Annotated in this window: 15 protein-coding genes and 2 pseudogenes; 3 read left to right on the forward strand and 14 right to left on the reverse strand. The window is 37.7% G+C overall.

Annotated features, from left to right (window positions below; translation table 11 throughout):
* The first annotated feature begins 214 nt into the window (after nucleotides 1–214).
* Nucleotides 215–1,096, forward strand: a complete 882-nt coding sequence (locus AC2G3J_RS12100; protein ID WP_483770031.1) for a SphA family protein — start codon at nucleotides 215–217, stop codon at nucleotides 1,094–1,096.
* A 504-nt stretch (nucleotides 1,097–1,600) separates the two neighbouring features.
* Here the strand turns inward: AC2G3J_RS12100 and cntB are convergent.
* The 6 genes from cntB to AC2G3J_RS12130 all read right to left on the reverse strand — a co-directional run bounded on the left by cntB (nucleotide 1,601) and on the right by AC2G3J_RS12130 (nucleotide 9,192).
* Nucleotides 1,601–2,557: a carnitine monooxygenase, reductase subunit CntB gene (gene cntB / locus AC2G3J_RS12105; protein ID WP_336954775.1), complete on the reverse strand. Its 957-nt coding sequence runs from the start codon at nucleotides 2,555–2,557 to the stop codon at nucleotides 1,601–1,603.
* A gap of 111 nt (nucleotides 2,558–2,668) precedes the next feature.
* Nucleotides 2,669–4,120 carry an NAD-dependent succinate-semialdehyde dehydrogenase gene (locus tag AC2G3J_RS12110; protein WP_483770032.1) on the reverse strand — a complete coding sequence of 484 codons (1,452 nt, stop codon included), beginning with the start codon at nucleotides 4,118–4,120 and terminating at the stop codon, nucleotides 2,669–2,671.
* A 128-nt stretch (nucleotides 4,121–4,248) separates the two neighbouring features.
* Nucleotides 4,249–5,364 carry a carnitine monooxygenase subunit alpha gene (gene cntA, locus AC2G3J_RS12115; RefSeq protein WP_336954777.1) on the reverse strand — a complete coding sequence of 372 codons (1,116 nt, stop codon included), beginning with the start codon at nucleotides 5,362–5,364 and terminating at the stop codon, nucleotides 4,249–4,251.
* Nucleotides 5,365–5,431: 67 nt separating this feature from the next.
* Nucleotides 5,432–6,385 (reverse strand): alpha/beta hydrolase, encoded by a 954-nt coding sequence (locus AC2G3J_RS12120; protein WP_336954778.1) that lies wholly within the window; start codon nucleotides 6,383–6,385, stop codon nucleotides 5,432–5,434.
* Nucleotides 6,382–8,037 (reverse strand): BCCT family transporter, encoded by a 1,656-nt coding sequence (locus AC2G3J_RS12125; RefSeq protein ID WP_336954779.1) that lies wholly within the window; start codon nucleotides 8,035–8,037, stop codon nucleotides 6,382–6,384. Before AC2G3J_RS12125 ends, AC2G3J_RS12120 begins: the two co-directional genes overlap by 4 nt.
* Nucleotides 8,038–8,079: 42 nt before the next feature.
* Complete coding sequence (locus tag AC2G3J_RS12130) at nucleotides 8,080–9,192, reverse strand: tartrate dehydrogenase (protein WP_483770033.1); 1,113 nt, start codon at nucleotides 9,190–9,192, stop codon at nucleotides 8,080–8,082.
* 100 nt (nucleotides 9,193–9,292) lie between these two features.
* Here AC2G3J_RS12130 and AC2G3J_RS12135 point away from each other — a divergent pair, with 100 nt between their 5' ends.
* The gene (locus AC2G3J_RS12135; RefSeq protein ID WP_419361258.1) at nucleotides 9,293–10,273 is read left to right on the forward strand and encodes a LysR family transcriptional regulator; all 981 of its coding nucleotides are present in this window, start codon (nucleotides 9,293–9,295) and stop codon (nucleotides 10,271–10,273) included.
* Between the two features lie 75 nt (nucleotides 10,274–10,348).
* On the forward strand, nucleotides 10,349–11,182 hold the full coding sequence (locus tag AC2G3J_RS12140; protein ID WP_483770034.1) for a DMT family transporter: 834 nt from the start codon (nucleotides 10,349–10,351) through the stop codon (nucleotides 11,180–11,182).
* A 111-nt stretch (nucleotides 11,183–11,293) separates the two neighbouring features.
* Here AC2G3J_RS12140 and AC2G3J_RS12145 read toward each other — a convergent pair whose 3' ends face one another.
* The 8 genes and pseudogenes from AC2G3J_RS12145 to AC2G3J_RS12180 form a co-directional block, all read right to left on the reverse strand.
* Entirely contained in the window at nucleotides 11,294–12,478 is a 1,185-nt protein-coding gene (locus AC2G3J_RS12145) for a TonB-dependent receptor (RefSeq protein ID WP_483770035.1), read from the reverse strand.
* A gap of 377 nt (nucleotides 12,479–12,855) precedes the next feature.
* Complete coding sequence (locus AC2G3J_RS12150; RefSeq protein ID WP_483770036.1) at nucleotides 12,856–13,578, reverse strand: tetratricopeptide repeat protein; 723 nt, start codon at nucleotides 13,576–13,578, stop codon at nucleotides 12,856–12,858.
* A gap of 153 nt (nucleotides 13,579–13,731) precedes the next feature.
* Complete coding sequence (locus tag AC2G3J_RS12155; RefSeq protein ID WP_419361265.1) at nucleotides 13,732–14,151, reverse strand: hypothetical protein; 420 nt, start codon at nucleotides 14,149–14,151, stop codon at nucleotides 13,732–13,734.
* A 734-nt stretch (nucleotides 14,152–14,885) separates the two neighbouring features.
* Nucleotides 14,886–15,074, reverse strand: a pseudogene (locus AC2G3J_RS12160) (hypothetical protein); the annotation flags it as partial.
* Nucleotides 15,071–15,505 (reverse strand): hypothetical protein, encoded by a 435-nt coding sequence (locus AC2G3J_RS12165; protein ID WP_483770037.1) that lies wholly within the window; start codon nucleotides 15,503–15,505, stop codon nucleotides 15,071–15,073. The gene AC2G3J_RS12165 and the pseudogene AC2G3J_RS12160, both read right to left, overlap by 4 nt.
* Nucleotides 15,506–15,507: 2 nt before the next feature.
* Nucleotides 15,508–15,801, reverse strand: a complete 294-nt coding sequence (locus AC2G3J_RS12170) for a hypothetical protein (protein WP_336954788.1) — start codon at nucleotides 15,799–15,801, stop codon at nucleotides 15,508–15,510.
* 349 nt (nucleotides 15,802–16,150) lie between these two features.
* Nucleotides 16,151–16,848 (reverse strand): annotated as a pseudogene (locus AC2G3J_RS12175) (RHS repeat-associated core domain-containing protein); the annotation flags it as partial.
* Between the two features lie 24 nt (nucleotides 16,849–16,872).
* Nucleotides 16,873–17,625 carry a tetratricopeptide repeat protein gene (locus AC2G3J_RS12180; RefSeq protein WP_483770038.1) on the reverse strand — a complete coding sequence of 251 codons (753 nt, stop codon included), beginning with the start codon at nucleotides 17,623–17,625 and terminating at the stop codon, nucleotides 16,873–16,875.
* Nucleotides 17,626–17,891: the final 266 nt, after the last annotated feature.

Here is a 17,891-nt window from a genome sequence, read left to right on the forward strand (position 1 = left end):
CAATATAGCAACACCAGCGTGAGTGATCTGCACTGATTCCAGATCGCTCTCAAGATACTCATGCCAAATACTCATATCAGTCAAAGGACGCTGATCAAGTCCCCTCTACAGAGGTTGATCGTCGTCGAGTAGCCGCTTAGTCAAAAATGTAGTGATACTGAATCCGTTTAACTACAGCTACCTGCAATAAAAATATCATTGAAAAGGATTTTCTATGAAACAATTGATGTTCAAACTTTCAGTTCCATTGATGCTCGGTTTAACCAGTAGCATTGCCTGTGCCACAGAAAATGGGGCTGACTCATTTGCCCTCGGTGCTGAAGGTATAATGGCAGGCGCACTACCACCTGCTGGCGTGTATCTATTAAGCTATTATCAAAATTACCATGCTGGAAGTTTTGATAATGGCCCAGCGAATTTTCATTTAGATGTAAATGCCTTTATACCCCGTTTGGTCTGGATGACAGAACAAAACTATCTCGGTGGTCAACTGGGTTTCTATGCCATACAGCCTATGGTTGATCTCAGATTATCTGCGGCGGGGATGTCAGATCATAACAGAGCCTTAGGTGATTTAATGTTGGGGTCAATGTTAGGTTGGCATCAAGGAGATCACCACTGGATTGCTGCGGTAGAAACAGTACTCGCCACAGGTAAGTATGATAAGGCCACAGCACAACAGCCTTTGGTCGCCAATATTGGCAAAAACTATAATACTGTTCGACCGATTTTTGCTTACAGCTATGCGCCAAAAAATGGTTTAGATATTTCAACTAAAATTTCTTATAGCTTTAATACTGAAAATGATGATACCCAATACAAATCTGGGGAATATTTTGCTGGTGATTATAGTCTTGGATATAAACTTACTGATCAGGTTAAAGTGGCTGTTGAAGGCTATGCTTTTAAGCAAACCAAGTCCGATAAGCAACAGGGTGAAAATATTGCGATGCGTGGACAAGTTTTGGCAATTGGTCCTGCAATACAATATCAAGATAAAAACTGGTCAATTGAAGCAAAGTATTTAAAAGAAACTCATGTTGAGAATCGCCCTGAAGGTCAAACGAGTGTATTAAAATTTGTGTGGGCTTTTTAGTGGCTATGCTTTCCACTCAGCTGTATTTGGTTTTTTGTGCTGATGCTCAAATGTAGTCGCTAAATCATATTCTTAATCAGTCATTAACGCCGAATGAAATTCATTCGGCGTTAATTTAGAAACCGTCAATTCGGGTTAAAATAAAGCTGTAATATATAGTCAACCTGTCAAAAAACTCTGACACAAAAATATAATTTTTTATAATCGCTATTTTTAATTAAATCAATTGTATGGGGAAATAAATTGTTTGATTATAAAAAAGTTTGCAATGCCACACCTTACAATAAAAGTTTAAATCACTTTGCGTAGCCGATGCCTCACTTTTCAGAGATGACAAAAATCTTCCGTTGGGCGAGGGGTACGTCCTGTACCCCCGCTCATCTGCGACATCCATGTCGCCCCACGGTAGGATAATCATCTAGGATTCAAAAGTACAAAAAAATGAATTAATATCCAACAATTTCTAAAAGTTCATATAAAAACATAAGCTTCATTTATAATCATTTATAAATCTAATACCAATCTTTTGCCTTTAGCACGAGATACACAGATCATCATCGATTGCTGTGATGCCTTTTCATCATCACTCAAATACTGATCAAAGTGCTCTGCTTCACCCTCTAGAATTGCAGTTTCACAGGTACCACACACCCCTTCACGACATAAACACTCAACATCAATATTCAATGCTTCAATTGCCTGTAAAATAGTCTGGTTGCCTTGAACTTCGACTTGCTGATTGGATTTCGCCAAAACCACAGTAAATGCTTCACCATCTTCAGGTACGGTTGAAGCAAATTGTTCCCAATGAATATATTCATCTCGATAACGATGAAAATTACAACGATCAATCACCGCATCAATCATTGGCTTTGGCCCACAGACATAAACATGTGTGCCCTTTGGCTGTGCAGAAATTAATTGATCGAGGTCAAGGCATTTCCCATCTGAATCGACATAACTAAAAATATGTTCAGCATGTTTTTGTTTGAGCTCTTGCAACAGCGCAGCATGCTCCAGCGAACGATAAGCATAATGCAATTCGTAATCTGCCCCACGTGCTGCCAATTCATCCATTTGCGGCACAAAAGGCGTAATCCCAATCCCACCCGCAATTAAAATATGTTTTGCGCCATTTTCAGCCAGTGGAAATAAATTTTTAGGTTCTGAAATCAGAATTTCACAACCTTCATTGCATTGCTCATGCATATAGACCGAACCACCTTTACCTTCTACATCTTTACGAACGCATACTTGGTAAGTGCTAAGATCCTGAGCACAGCTCATCAGTGAGTAGGCATTGGAAAGCTGATCATTCATTTTAACAATGATATGACTGCCCCCATTAAACTGAGGAAAATTTTGTCCATCCTGACGTTTAAATGTAAACCGTTTGATCAATGGTGTAAGTTGCTCTACCCCTGTGACCACTGATGCAAACATTTCATAATGACTTGCCATGTCTAAATCCTCTTTACCACATATTGCTTTGTTAAGTACTTATTCAAGCGCTTTCTCATTGGGGGGCAGCGTGTTGAATGATCATCAATGAATGTCCAACACGCCTTTATCCTATAGCCCTAAACACATATATTTAATGGTCATGAATTCTTCTAAGCCATACTTAGATCCTTCACGGCCTACCCCTGATTGCTTCACGCCACCAAAGGGAACCACTTCATTTGAAATTGCAGTTGAGTTCATCCCCACCATGCCATATTCAAGTTGTTCTGCGACACGCCAGATCCGTGAAATGCTTTCGCTATACACATAGGCGGCCAAACCAAAAATGGTGTCATTGGCCTGAGCAACCACATCTGCTTCATCACTAAATCGAATCAGTGGTGCAACTGGCCCAAAGATTTCTTCTTTGACAATTTCCATGCTTTGATCCACATCTGTAAGCACAGTCGGTTCAAAAAAGGTCTGTCCAAGTGCATGCTGTTTACCACCACAAGCCACTTGTGCACCTTTTTTACGTGCATCATCGATCAACTGTTGTGCTTTAAGGACGGCTTTTTCATTGATTAAAGGGCCTATCTGTACATTTTCCTCAAGACCATTGCCAATCTTAAATTTTTCAACTTCTTGCACAAATTTCTCAGTAAATGCCTGATAAACCTTGTCATGTACATAAATACGGTTGGCACAAACACAGGTTTGCCCTGCATTACGGAATTTGGCAAAAATTGCACCTTGTACTGCTTTATCTAAATCTGCATCATCAAAAATAATCAATGGCGCATTTCCACCGAGTTCGAGCGCAAGTTTTTTAATCGTGTCTGAACATTGCTGCATCAATAAACGACCAACAAGCGTTGAACCAGTAAAAGTTAGTTTTTTTACTTTTTCATGACTGGTAAATACCGCACCGATTTCTTGTGACTGACCTGTTACAACATTGATCACCCCAGCAGGAATCCCTGCCATTTCTGCAAGTTTGGCAATGGCCAAGGCGCAATAAGGGGTTTCATTGGCAGGTTTAATCACAATCGTACAACCCGCAGCTAAAGCTGGCGCAGCTTTACGGGTAATCATAGCGATTGGGAAATTCCAAGGCGTGATCGCTGCAACCACACCTACAGGTTCCTTGGTAATGATAAAACGCTGTTGATTATTGGTGGTAGGAATCACATCACCATAAACTCGCTTGCCCTCTTCTGCGAACCATTGAATAAATGAAGCAGCATATTTCACTTCACCTAAGGCTTCAGCCAAAGGCTTGCCTTGTTCAATGGTCATGATACGAGCCAGTTCGTCAGCATGTGCCAATACCAACTGATACCAAGCCAATAATAAATCTGCGCGTTTTTGTGCAGTTAAGGCTTTCCACGTTGCTAAGGCTTGATATGCAGCATCAACCGCGAGGCTTGCTTCTGCTGCCCCCATATTGGGAATACGCCCAATCTCTTCACCTGTTGCTGGGTTGGTGACGGGTACAGTGGCCTTGGATTGTGCATTGATCCACTGACCATTTACCCATCCGCGTTGTTGAAATAGCGGACTACCTTGCAAACTTGACATGTCATGATCCTATGGTTTGAAAGCAAGGTACGGCTTCATTTGCCGTACCTTTAACTTGAGAGCTTCTCTAAAAATCACATGATTGAGCTGTTCGCCCCAGTGATGTTTTGAGAGGCTCCTTTAAATGATTACTTGTGATATTGCGCAACGAGGTTTTGGAAATAAGCAATACCGTGTTCACTAATCCCCGAACGTTGCTTATCCGTCATGATTCGCCCTTGACCGCGATAACCACGTGACTTTAAGCCACGTTGCACACTTTCAACCAGATTTAAATCTTCTGGGCGGAAGACATTACGATACCATTCAATCAAATCTTTTTGGTCTTGAGTCAGTTCTTCATTGGTAAAGTAAATATCATAATGTTGTAATGTCGTTTCAGCATCTACAGGAAATTCATAGATCACAGTCATGAAGTTACCGCCTGGTGGTACATTAAACATGGTGCAAGGCCATGTCCAAAAGCCACTAAAGGTTGGATCTTTCACAGATGGATCAAGCTTGAACGATTTTTCCGAAGAGCGTGCATAACCGTACTGCAAAGTCCAGTTTTGATGTGTGGTATGCCAATATTTATCCACTTGAACAGAATCTGCAAAGCCTGGATGTGCAGGTCCACAGTGATAACACTCCATATAGTTATCTACAATCACTTTCCAATTTGCAGGTGTCTCTGTCACAAAGCGTGCTGCAAGTTTTAAATCTTTGATGACAGCACAAGTTTCATTAAGTTTTTGGGCAAATTCAGGCAATTGATCTTCAACACAAGTGGCATTTTCATCCATGTTAATAAAAATAAAACCTGCGTATTCTTCAACTTTTACCGGTACCATCGTTGAGTTTTGTTTATCAAATGATTCAACATGATCACAGTTACGTGCCAACGCCAAACTCCCGTCTAGCTTGAATGTCCATGCATGATAAGGACAGGTAATTACGTTCTTCGCTTTACCACTTCCGCTTAACAATTCATGACCACGATGTGGACAGACATTATAAAAAGCCCGTAATACACTATCTTTACCTCGAATCACGATAATGTTTTCACCAATCACCTTACGAGTAATATAGTCATTGGCTTGCGCCACCTCACTGCCGTGTGCAACGCAAATCCAGCTTTTTGCAAAAATTGCTTCTTTTTCACGCTCAAAAACCTGAGAAGATGTATAGAAGACTTTTGGAAAGGTCCAAGCTACGTCCGGGTTTGAACAGAAATCTTCTGGTAATTTTTCAACTGCATTCATGTCTTTTACTCCATTAAACTCTTTTTTGTCCTAACGACCTTTTGATTAAAATTGGCTGATGTTCAAATCAATTAAACATTGGCTTTAACGAACTCAGCATTTGCTGATATAAATCTTGCACCACAGGACAATCACGGACTAAACGTAAACTGCCATGCAGTAATCCTTTACCGAAATAAAATTCGGTTGCAATATTGGCTTGTTTTAACTTGTCAGCAAAAAAACGCCCGTCATCACAGAGTGGGTCATACTCAGCGACAGCGATAAAACTAGACGGCATATCGGAAAAATCCTGTGCCAACAGTGGCGATAAACGCAAGTCCTGCCAATCGCTTGCATTTGGCGCATAGGCTTTCAAGTAATCATGCATATCTGTTACTGACAGTAACGGTGCATCTGCTTGCTGCTGACAGGATGCCGTATCAAAACGACTACTCAAACATGGATAAACCATTGCAAGACCACAGGCTTGAGCCCCTGTATGTTGTAATTGCACTGCAAGTGCAGCCGCTAAATTACCGCCCGCACTGTCCCCCATCAAAACAATTTTATTTGGGTTTATCTTCCATTGCAGACCATGTTGATAGAGCCAGTGATATACTGTTTCACAGTCTTCATATGCAGCTGGAAAATGATGTTCTGGTGTTAAGCGATAATCCACACTCAACACAGCAACATTTAAATCACGACATAAATAGCGAGTGATAAACTCATGTGAATCAAGATTCCCCACCATCCAACCACCACCATGAAGATATAAAATACATGGCCAACCTGTTGCTGGTGCTTCACCCAGTGGTGAATACAACCGAACATTCACTGGATGATTGAGCTGCGGCACAGTTTTATCTTCAATATTGACCGTACCATCACGCGGTAAGGTGTAATGTAAGCACATCGCATCATACGCAGCCCGAATAGAATCGATATCATCATCCGCAGGCGAATAAATGCTGCTCCAGTACACCAGACTTTGCATTTCTTCACTCAATCTATAGCGCATGCTCGGTTGTTGTGTCATGACAATTCCTTTTGACTGGTTTTATCCGCAGTGGGTTCAATTGCAACATCAATGTGCATATGTTTATTTGAGTCTGTTTGATCTAAAGATTCCAACTCGCTAAAACTCATTTGCTCAATCAGATGGGATGGAACCTTTGAATAATCCTCAATCAACCATTTCACCAAGCCATAGGTCTGTATCAAAATAATCACAATGAATGGCAAGGCAGTCACAATGGTCGCAGTTTTCATGGTGTCCAAAGGCGCTTTAGAGAAAATCATCGCAATCGGAACAAGGGTTAGCATCACACACCAGAACAACCGCGCATTTGGTGATGGGTCTTGCCCCTCACGTAAACCGCGGGTACACGTTGCTGACACCGCATAACCCACAGCATCCATATGTGCTGCAAGAAAAATCACCATAATTCCAAGGAAGATCCACATCATCAGTTTGCCAGCAGGCAATAAACCAAGCAGTTGGCTAATCGCAACTTCACCGCCTTGTTGGCTTAAAACTTGTGGCACATTGACCATACCGTGAATAAAGTTATAGACACTGTAGTTTTCAAACACCCCAAAGATGAACCATAAACCAACGCTACCGCCGATGACCATGGCAAGAATCACTTCTTTGATGGTACGTCCCTTTGAAACACGCGTTACAAATAACGCCACACCCGGTGCATAAGAAATCCACCATAACCAATAAAATACGGTCCATTCACGGGTGAACTTTCCATCGCCCATTGGGTCGGTAAATAAACTCATATCGACAAAATTGGTTGCCATTAAGCCAAAGCTCATCAGCGAGTTATTCATAATGAATTGGGTCGGCCCAAAGCACAGCACATAAATCGCAAACAACACCACACCTAAACACACCATATGGCTGAGACGTTGCATGCCCTTATCCATTCCCACATAAGAACTTAGGGCGAATAAAATCGATACTGCAAAAATAATCACCACTTTGGTCATAAAAGTATTGGGAATACCTGTCAACTGCGACAAAATATTGGTAAAGGTCACCGCAGTCAGCACCAAAGAAATCGTTAAAGCACCGAACATACACAACAAGAACATCAGATCGACAAGACGCCCAACAGGTCCGGTTGCCTTAAAGCCAGTGACCGCTTCAATCATTGAAGCCAAACTCAAGCCTTTATTCTTTCTGACATGGTAGCTATAACACAGTGAAATTGAAGCTAGCGCATAGATCGACCAAGCACTCAATCCCGAATGAAAGAATGAGTAAGCAACGCTATATTTCAATGCTTCCGCAGATTCAGGGGTTAAATTTAAACCCGGTGTTTGATAATAATAAGCCCAGTCTAAGAAGCCCCAATATAAGGTCGAAGAACCAATACCCGATAAAATGAACATGAAAATCCATGACATGGTAGTGTATTGCGGCTTACCTTCACCTAACTTGATTTTTCCATATTTACTAAACGCCAAAGCAAAAGTAAAAATAATTGACAAAAATGTAAATAACAGCACTGGTGTGGTAAAAACAGATGTTGTCCACTTCATCCATTGAGCAGCAAGCTGTATAGATTCAGTTGAGTAAATTGCCAAACCAGCCACCGAAATAAACACTACGGCAAGACTGGTTATTGCAAGTGTCTTATCTGTATAAAGTTTTGTATTTTGATTATCCATATCCATTCAATCCATCTTGGATCCTGATTGTTTATTCCCTAAGGGCGATTACTCCATCGCGAATAAGTCCATTTTTTGATGTGTTACAAATGTTGCAATCGCATCTCCAACTTCGCCCGTTTTGGCTGTTCCACCCACATCTGGTGTTTTCGGGCCATGTAACAATACATGTTCAATCGCCTGCATAATCTCTTGGCCTGCTTGAACCACCTGTTCGTCGCCATCTGCCAAGAAATCCAACATCATTGCACCAGACCAGATTGCAGCAATTGGATTGGCAATTTTTTGACCATAAATATCGGGTGCAGAACCATGTACAGGTTCAAATAACGATGGGAAATTACGTTCTGGATTTAAGTTTGCAGAAGCGGCTAAACCAATCGTTCCTGTACATGCAGGTCCCAAATCCGACAAAATATCACCAAATAAGTTTGAAGCAACCACCACATCAAAACGTTCAGGCTGTAATACAAAACGAGCGGCCAAAATATCGACATGCTGTTTGTCTGCCTTGATTTGCGGATACTGTTTTGCCATCGCATCAACACGTTCATCCCAGTACGGCATACTGACTGCAATACCATTTGATTTGGTTGCAGCGGTAACTTTTTTAGCCTCACGTTGATTGGCAAACTCAAAAGCATATTTCAAAATGCGATCTACACCATGACGGGTAAACACAGCTTCTTGTAAAACAAACTCACGCTCAGTACCTTCAAAAGCCTTACCACCAATCGCAGAGTATTCACCTTCGCTATTTTCACGGACCACGTAGAAATCAATATCTCCTGGTTTTTTACCTGCAAGTGGGCATTTCACCCCAGGCATTAAACGTACTGGACGTAAATTCACATATTGGTCAAAACGACGACGGAACTGTAGCAAAGACCCCCAAAGAGAAATATGATCTGGTACTTTTTCTGGCCAGCCCACAGCACCAAAGAAAATTGCATCGTATTGCTGTAAAATTTCAAACCAGTTGTCTGGCATCATTTTGCCGTGTTCAAGATAATAATCACAACTTGCCCACTCAAATGCATCGAACTGTATCGCTATGCCATATTTGTCTGCAGCAGCCTTTACAACCTTAATCCCTTCTGGTAGAACTTCTAATCCGATTCCATCGCCTGCAATCGTCGCAACTTTATACTTTTTTGCCATAACGCTCCCTAACACCTTTGGTTAATATCCTTAGAAGTAAACATGCTATTTTCAGCAAAAATGATCAATAATAAAACTATCACCCCAATGGACACGGATCGTGAACAATCTACCTAACCTATCGGATTTAAAGGTTTTTTGCACAGTAACGAAACGCAAAAGTTTTGTTGCATCTGCGGAAGAACTGGGTGTTTCACCTGCATTTATTAGTAAGCGCATCAATATTTTAGAAAACAATTTAAACTGTAAGTTGTTTCATCGCAGTACTCGTCATGTCAGTTTGACTGAAGATGGCAAACTGATTTTGGAGAGAGTTGTTCATATTTTGAATGAATTCGATGAAATTAGTGAGTTAGTCAATAACCCATTGAGTACCCCTACTGGACATCTTGATATTGTCAGTAGCTTTGGTTTTGGACGCAAACACGTCGCACCGATCCTATCGAAGCTAATGACCATGTATCCAAAATTAGAAATTCAGTTTGATACGATTGATAATACGAAAGATTTAATTCAACACAGTATTGATCTAGATATTCGGATTGGTAATGAAATTGCACCCAATATGATTGCCAAAAAAATGGTTTCAAACTTCCGAATTTTTTGTGCTGCACCAAGCTATTTAGTCAAAAATGGTATGCCTAAAAGCTTAGATGATTTGCGCAATCATGATTGCTTAACCATCAGTGAGCGTGATCAATCCTCGGTGTTATGGAAATTACGACATGCTTCGGAAGATATGTCCGTACATGTTACTCCTCGCTTTATATCCAATAATGGTGAAATTATTCATCAATTGGCAGTTGAAGGTCATGGCATTATCTTACGTTCAATTTGGGATGTTGCTGATGAGCTGATTAGTGGTCAGTTACAGCATATTTTGCCTGAGTACTGGCAAGATGCCGATGTATGGGCGGTCTATCCTTCACGGCTAAAAAGCTCGTCTAAATTACAGACTTGTATCCTGTTTATACAAAATGAACTGCTCCATCGATTGCAGCATGTTCAGAACCTATCGCGTGGACAACAGGTTCAAGCGGTTGAACTGACTCAACCGAATACAGAAAAAGTATTTCTATAATTACGATAAGCTGCCTGCTTTCTTTTTCCATCAACATCATGCACATTAACCCGATCATGAAAAAGCAGGTAGCATATGAGTACGGCAATATTTGGCCTTATTTTAATCGCAGCGGCATTTCACGCCACTTGGAATGCTATTGTAAAAGCAGGCTCAAATAAATTTTTAACCACTGTATTGGTGACTACATCAGCAGCAGTTTTAGCAGCGCTTCTACTGCCCTTTTTCCCGCTACCACATCGCGCTAGCTGGCCTTATATTTTAGCCTCAACGGGAATACAAATTCTCTATTTTGGCATGGTTGCCAAAATCTATCGTGTCGCTGACATGGGACTAAGCTATCCACTGATGCGCGGTACTGCTCCGCTTATTGTGGCAGTTTTGGGGACATTTTTGCTACATGAAACACTGGAATTCAATGCGTGGGTTGGGATCATTACCATTTCGATTGGCATTTTATCCATGATCTTAGCAAGCTCTCAAACGGGACGAAAAGGGATTGGTTTAGCCTTACTCAATGCGGTCTTGATTGCTGGCTATACCTTGGTGGATGGTCATGGGATTCGTCTCTCAGGATCACCCATTTCTTATATCTTATGGAGCTTTGTGCTCTCAGGTCTGATCTTTTTTATATTTGCCTTGAAAATGCAGTATCGCCAGATGGGTGATTATTTTCGTCATAATTGGCATTTCGGTTTAATCGGTGGGATTGGCTCATTTTTCTCTTATGGACTCGCATTGTGGGCGATGACACTTGCACCAGTTGCGATTGTTGCCGCACTACGTGAAACCTCAATTTTATTTGCTACGCTAATTTCGATCTTTATTCTCAAAGAGCAAGTTAATACGATACGTATTATCTCGTCATGTATTATTTTAATCGGGGCATTGGTCCTAAGAGTCGCCTAATACTAAAAGCCGTTTATTCCTAAGTACCAACTATTCCTAAGAGTAGCTGGCGTAGGCAGAACCGAAAGAACCAGCCTTTTTAAATAGACTGGTTGATCTTCAATGTTAATTTTAGAAGTAATAACCAAGTGATAAGTAAAATAATTTATTCCACTGATTACTGTCGCCTTGTGCTAGACCATTGGCACTCCCGCCTGTCATTGGATCATTACGACTCCAAATATATTCACCCTGAATTCCTACGGCCTTGTAATTAAAATACACCCCCGCAATTAAACGATCTGAATCTTGATAGCTCTTCTGATCTTTAAAGAAACGGCTATAGGACAGATAAGGTTTAATATTTTCTAACTGATAAAAAGGCTGTGCCAAGGTGTAATTAATTTCATTGGCCATAAATTTACCTTTATTGGCCACTTGGTAGGGATAATCAAATGCCCCGATGGTTGAGCTATTTGGCAGTAGATTATCGGCATTTTTAATGTTCTGTTCACCTGCAAGGAAAAGCCATTGCCATGCTTGATAATTGGTTGTACTAAATACACTCCATGTACTTCGATGACCGTCTTGCTGCGTGCGATTATTTTCCAGATCTGAGTACCAGAATGAACCACCAATCTCAGTTGAAAACTTTTGCGCTGGGTCCAACTCAAATTTTTTAGATAAGCGAGTCACCCACATATTTTTTTCATCGATATCTGTGCCTTGGCTTAAATCATCGGCTTGAACAAAGTTGCCACTATAGCGACTTGCGTCTTTGGATGTCCCTGTATAGTTACCACCATCTGTTGGGTAAAAACCTAAAATAAAATTGTATTGATCATTTTTAAACTGATACTTCGCACCTAGATTTTGAATATCTTCTAAGCCAACGGTATTTAGCAAGGTCTCATAATAGCTGTTGCCCCACAGTCGACCAAATCCAAAATCAACTGATTGAAAGCCCACGGTAAAGCGTTGTTGGTCTGAAATTTTATATCCAGTCCAAGCATCTTTTAGAAATAATCCATCACATAAACGGCTGTATTGGTAACAGCGTAGATCTAATGAGGCAATCCAATTTGGATTTTCATAACTCAATACTGTTTTAATATCTGCAAGCTGCCAATCCTTGTTTTTAGAACCTTCATTTGCCTCAACGATATAATCTTTGTACATATATCGGGTACGGATTGCGCCAGAAAGTTTAAGTTCACCTGATTCTGTTTTAGGGTCACCTATACTTAAATCTGCTGCAAAACTAGGCATGCTGACCAAAAGCCCCATTGAACCTATAACTAGAAATATCTTCTTCATTGTTGTACATCCTTGTTTAACCTCATATAAAAATGAAGAGTTTATGTACAACAAACAATGGGCAAACTATAAAGTCGGAATTTACAGACTGTGTTTAATGCGGATTGATTAAATGATAGTAAGGGAGTAAAAAATCTGTGATTTTTAGGTTTTATTGAAAAACCAAACTTATGACAACGATTCAAATCAAAGCGTCTTAAAATCAATAAAATCGTTTTAATTTTGATTACATGCAGCTAACTTTGATGTACTTTTATAAACAGAAATCTGCCAGACATTAATGTCATCATAGCTTAATGGAATACCTGCCGGAGTCTTTGCGAATTTTCCTAATGGATATAAAATAATTAGAGAAAAATCTTCTCTAAAAAACCTAACTATAGGTATTTTTTAATTCTATTTGGCACTTTGCTTAAAAGACCTAATTTTTTCATCTCTGCATAATATAGAGCGTAGTTTTTTCTAGCGATCGGTTCATTTTTTTGTGCGACATAAATATCGGCTATATTTAAGTAAGCTACTGCTCTACTTGGATCTAGCTTTATAACACGGTTTAAAATGTTTAAAGATTCATTATAATAACCTAATTTATATAAATAAAATGCAGAATCATTAAGCTCTTGAACATCATTTTTGCTATATACAGGCAATTGACAATTTATACTTTTAATTATTTCATCTATTTCTAATTTCTCAGACTTTTTCAATTTCTTTAAATTTTGGCTTGTTGAATAATTCATATAAACAACTGTGCCTCTTCCCCCACCTACATCAGCCTCCCAAATAGGTAGATCCTTTTGCTTATCCCACTTTCCAGCACACATACCGCTTAACATTGTTGGAATAGCATCCACAATCACTTTATTTTTATTATTGATAATTAAACAGTAGCGTTGATCATGATCTGAAATCGGTAAGGTCAAAAAGTTATATTTTTTAGTGATGTATGAATATTCAGGAAAGACATCTTTCGATGAAAGACTAAAATTTTCATCACTTAAATTTAGCGAACTACAATTTTTATAGCTTAAAAAATCAGGAGTTGCATATACTGTAAAAATTGTACTACTTAACAATATAAAGAACGTTTTCTTTAGCATTATCGTTGTCCTAGTGTTTATAACTTTATTATAAGTTCAGGTTCATTGATTGGCTCATAGAATTTGTTACTTTATAAAGTAATTTAGAGGCTACATGCTGTTTAAATTTTCTTGAGCTTATAAAGTATAGTCATGGGTTTAAATTGAGATATTTTAATTTTGTTTTAAAATAAAAAAAATGATTGTTGAAATTAGCAAACAAAATGATGAAATAGTGATATTTCTTGTAACAGACTTATACCATTTACCATGATCTCTGAATAATAAATTAAGGTTTTTATCATTGAGATTAGGAGATAAAGGCAAGTATCCTTTAGAAAAAACTGAGTTTCTTTTAAGTATTTTTAACTCCCTAAATCTTAAAGCAGCAATAGCTCCTACAGCCATTTCTATTTGTAAGTGATTCGCCCAATCTAATTTTTTATAATATTTGGGATCTCCAAAAAATAGATTAGAGAGAGAATGAAGATTTTTTTTAACATATTTATAGCTTTTAAATACAGCAATTGGATAGCTAACAAACAAAAGTAAGGTTGTGATAGTTAGTATTATTTTTAAAGTATTTTCCAGCATTTTATTTAGTCATCCATTCTATACTTCGATCAGCACCAGATCCAACCATTTCACCTAGCCAATCTCCGGCTATTCCTCCAGTAACAGCGTAAGCACCAATAACGACTAGCTCAATATCATCTCTATAAATGGGCTACGACAAAGTTGAAGTCTTGGTTTTTGATATAAGTTAATTTTCAATATTATTTTGGCACGAAGAGTAATATCGTTAATATTGATAAGCAAATAGACGAAAAAATTATATTTTGTACAACAGACTTATACCAATCTCCATGATTCTGTAATAATAGATTAAGGTTTTTATCATTGAGGCTAGGTGCTAATGGTAATAACCCTTTAGAAAAAACTGTATCTCTTTTTAATACTTTTAGTTCTCTGAATCTAGCTGCCGCAATAATTCCTATTGTTGTCTCGATCAAAAAAAAATTAGTTAAAGCTAACTTTTAAAATATTTAGGATTTTCGAAAAGTAATTTAGATATAGCACTAAGATTTTTTTTAACATATACATAACTTTTGAAACTAGAAATCAATGCACAAGAGATCCAAAGAGACCCAACTACTGCAAAAATTATTTCCAAATACTTTTCTAACATTCTAATTAATCACTCTTTCTATATTTTTATCTACGCCATTTCCCATAATTTAACCAACCTTACCTCCCCCTATTCAAACAGCAACAATGCAGCATCTCTATAACGATTAATCCAATACCACCTGTTCCGACACTTATAACTATTGCGGTGCAAAGCTATTTGGTTCATAAACATAGAGCTTAGTATAATCAGTTTGAACTTTCGATGATTTCACTGATTCCCATACAATCAGATCACCATCCCGACCAAACAAGTTTAGACTGTAGGCTGATTGGTAATTCTAAAATAATCGGCGACCAAACACATCATAACCATAATCAGTAATTATTTACAAAGATCATCACCCCATTTATTGTAAGAATACAAAACACCATCGACATTATTTTTTGGTAATTTTCCACCTTTAAAATCATAAAGTTCCCCATTCCCAACAATTACTACATTGATACGATTATTCAAACCTAAACAATATGTATTAACGCCTACTCCTTTTCCTTTAAGCATCCATCCATCTTTTTCTAGTAAATTTGTTATTTCTAATATTTTCTGACTATTATTATAACCCTTTAGATCAAAATATGAAACTTGTACTTCTGCTCTTCGTAATGAATCAATAACGTCCAAATTTTCACCTAAAACAGTTTTCATTTTTTCATCAAAAGGGTATTTATCTGAAGGTTCATTATAAATTTTATTACTACTGCATCCTATTAAAGTGATCATAGAACATATTAAAAAACTTAAACTGCAAAATTTCATATTTAATCCCTAATTTTCTCTGTAAGTGAACGACCTTGAGCTTCAACACCATATCCAACATTAAAATCAGCTCCTGGTGTACCAACCCCAATTTCAAAACCTTTCATCGTTTTAGAGGCAAAATAAGCTTTAACTTTTTCACTAACCGATGTAGAACTTGTATCAATAGGTAATACTAAACCTGCACGTACTCCCCATATACCACCACTTGCACTTCCTGCTAAACCAGTTAAAAATGCATCTGTATTATTTACTTCACAATCCTTTACTGGTTTATTAAAAATATAACCTGCCACAACTAGCCGAAAACTTACCTTTTAATTTTGTAAGATCAGAAGCACCTAGTTTTTTACTTCCATCAAGCACCATCACAGCATTCTTACCTATCGCTTTAGCACCTTTTACATCTGGCCTTGATGATGCACCTACTTGAAATACGTTACCATTATGTAGGTTAGTAATCTCCGCGTAAGCAAAGGGGTCTACCCCTCCCGAACAATAAACATAATCGAACAACGGAGGACCTTGAAACCGACAAATACCACCTGTCTTCATCCAACAGTCATAATTTCGATAACCTTCGTATTCTAAATTTGCTGAAGCTTGACGACTTAAACCGATAAATTCTCCACCATAGGTTACTTGCAATCCCAAAGCATCTACCCACAAAGTTGGATTAATTACATAACTGTAGTGATTCAATCCTGCGTATAAATCTATGGGGTCTTTACTCATATATCTTGCACTATACGGTTCGTAATAACGATAACGGTTATAGTGTAACCCTGTTTCCTTATCCTTGCGCTTCAGACCGAGCATTGCTCGATCTTTGCTCATGCCCCCTGAAAACGAATATTACTTTGTTCCAATGGATTGTCTTGGTTTGTTGTATTTATTTCTAAAGCAGTGCCCCATGTATCCTGTTTGATTTCCCAAACACACTCGCCTAGCTCATTACTTAAAGTTTGTGGTGTACCGACTTGATCACAGTGATAAAAAGCAACACGTTCTAATTCAGCTTTGTTCTTTCTGGTTTCAGTTTTCCATACAGGATCTTTATAAATCGAATAGGGTACGTTTTGGAATTGGCGATAGTCAGGTGTTTCTATCAGCTGAATAAAGCCTGTATAACCAGTCTGTAATAACGGTACAAAGCTATTCGGTTCATAGACATAGTGTTTGGTGTAGTCTTGCTGTTTTAATTGATTTTGGTTTGCTTGATATGACTCCCATATCATTAAGTCACCATCCCAACCAAATAAGGTTAGGCTGTGGTCTGTTTGGTTATTCTTAAATAATCGTCTACCAAAAACATCATAACCATAGTTTGTGATTTGACGGTTTTATCACTATAAATAATAGTGTTACTAAAATGTAGTAATACCCTTTTGAATAATAATATTTTTTAAGCGCTTTAAATTTTCAGTAGCTAAACTAAAATCATTTTCTGAAGCTATTTTATACCAATATTCTGCTTTATCTACATTCCTTGCAGTTCCTTCACCATGCTCATACATCCATCCTAAATTATTTTGAGCTAATGGATCATTTTTTAAAGCAGATCTCTCAAAGTAATTAAATGCTTTTTTTAAATCTTTTTTAACTAAAGTGCCATCATAATAAATTACTCCTAATTCTGTAATAGAGGGTGTAAAACCATTACTGTCAGCAAACAATAAATTTTCCATCATTTTTTCTGTTTCTTTTTCATTTTTATAGATAGTGCCTAACTGATGTGCAGCTAAATTATCCCCAAGTTCCTTCGCCGAAGTAAACCATTTTTTAGCACTTATTAAATTTCCTTTTAAATAATACAAATAACCTAGTGAATAGTGGGCTGGTGAAAAACAATAATTAGCAGATTTATTTAAATAAAACTCAGCAAGCTCATAATTTTTCAATCTATCTTTTCCAATCAAATATGAATATCCATCATAACAATCCACATAATAACCAACTTTCATTTTTTTAATATCTTCATCAATTTTATTTTGATTTCCCTGCAAAGAGTATAAACTCATTATCATTATTTCCTTTTCATTCAAATCATCAACTTTAATACATTTAGCATATAAAATATCAGACCAAGTTAAAAAAAACAAAATAACATATAATCTCATAAATCAACTCAGCATTAAAAAAAATGAAAAAACAAAAATTAATAAAAAACAAATCTGTATAAAATATAAAAATTTTAGTCTTTTTGCATAAAAATTATGATTATCAAAATTTTTAAAAACTATTTTATAAAGATACTTAGTATGTTGAAAACTTTTCAAGTTGAAATCCAAATAATCTTTTGCAATATTTTTACTAATAAAATATTTAAACAAATAAAATCGAACTATACAAAATAAAATAACATACAGAAGCAGTGACGATAAAA

Source organism: Acinetobacter legionensis (assembly GCF_057165765.1).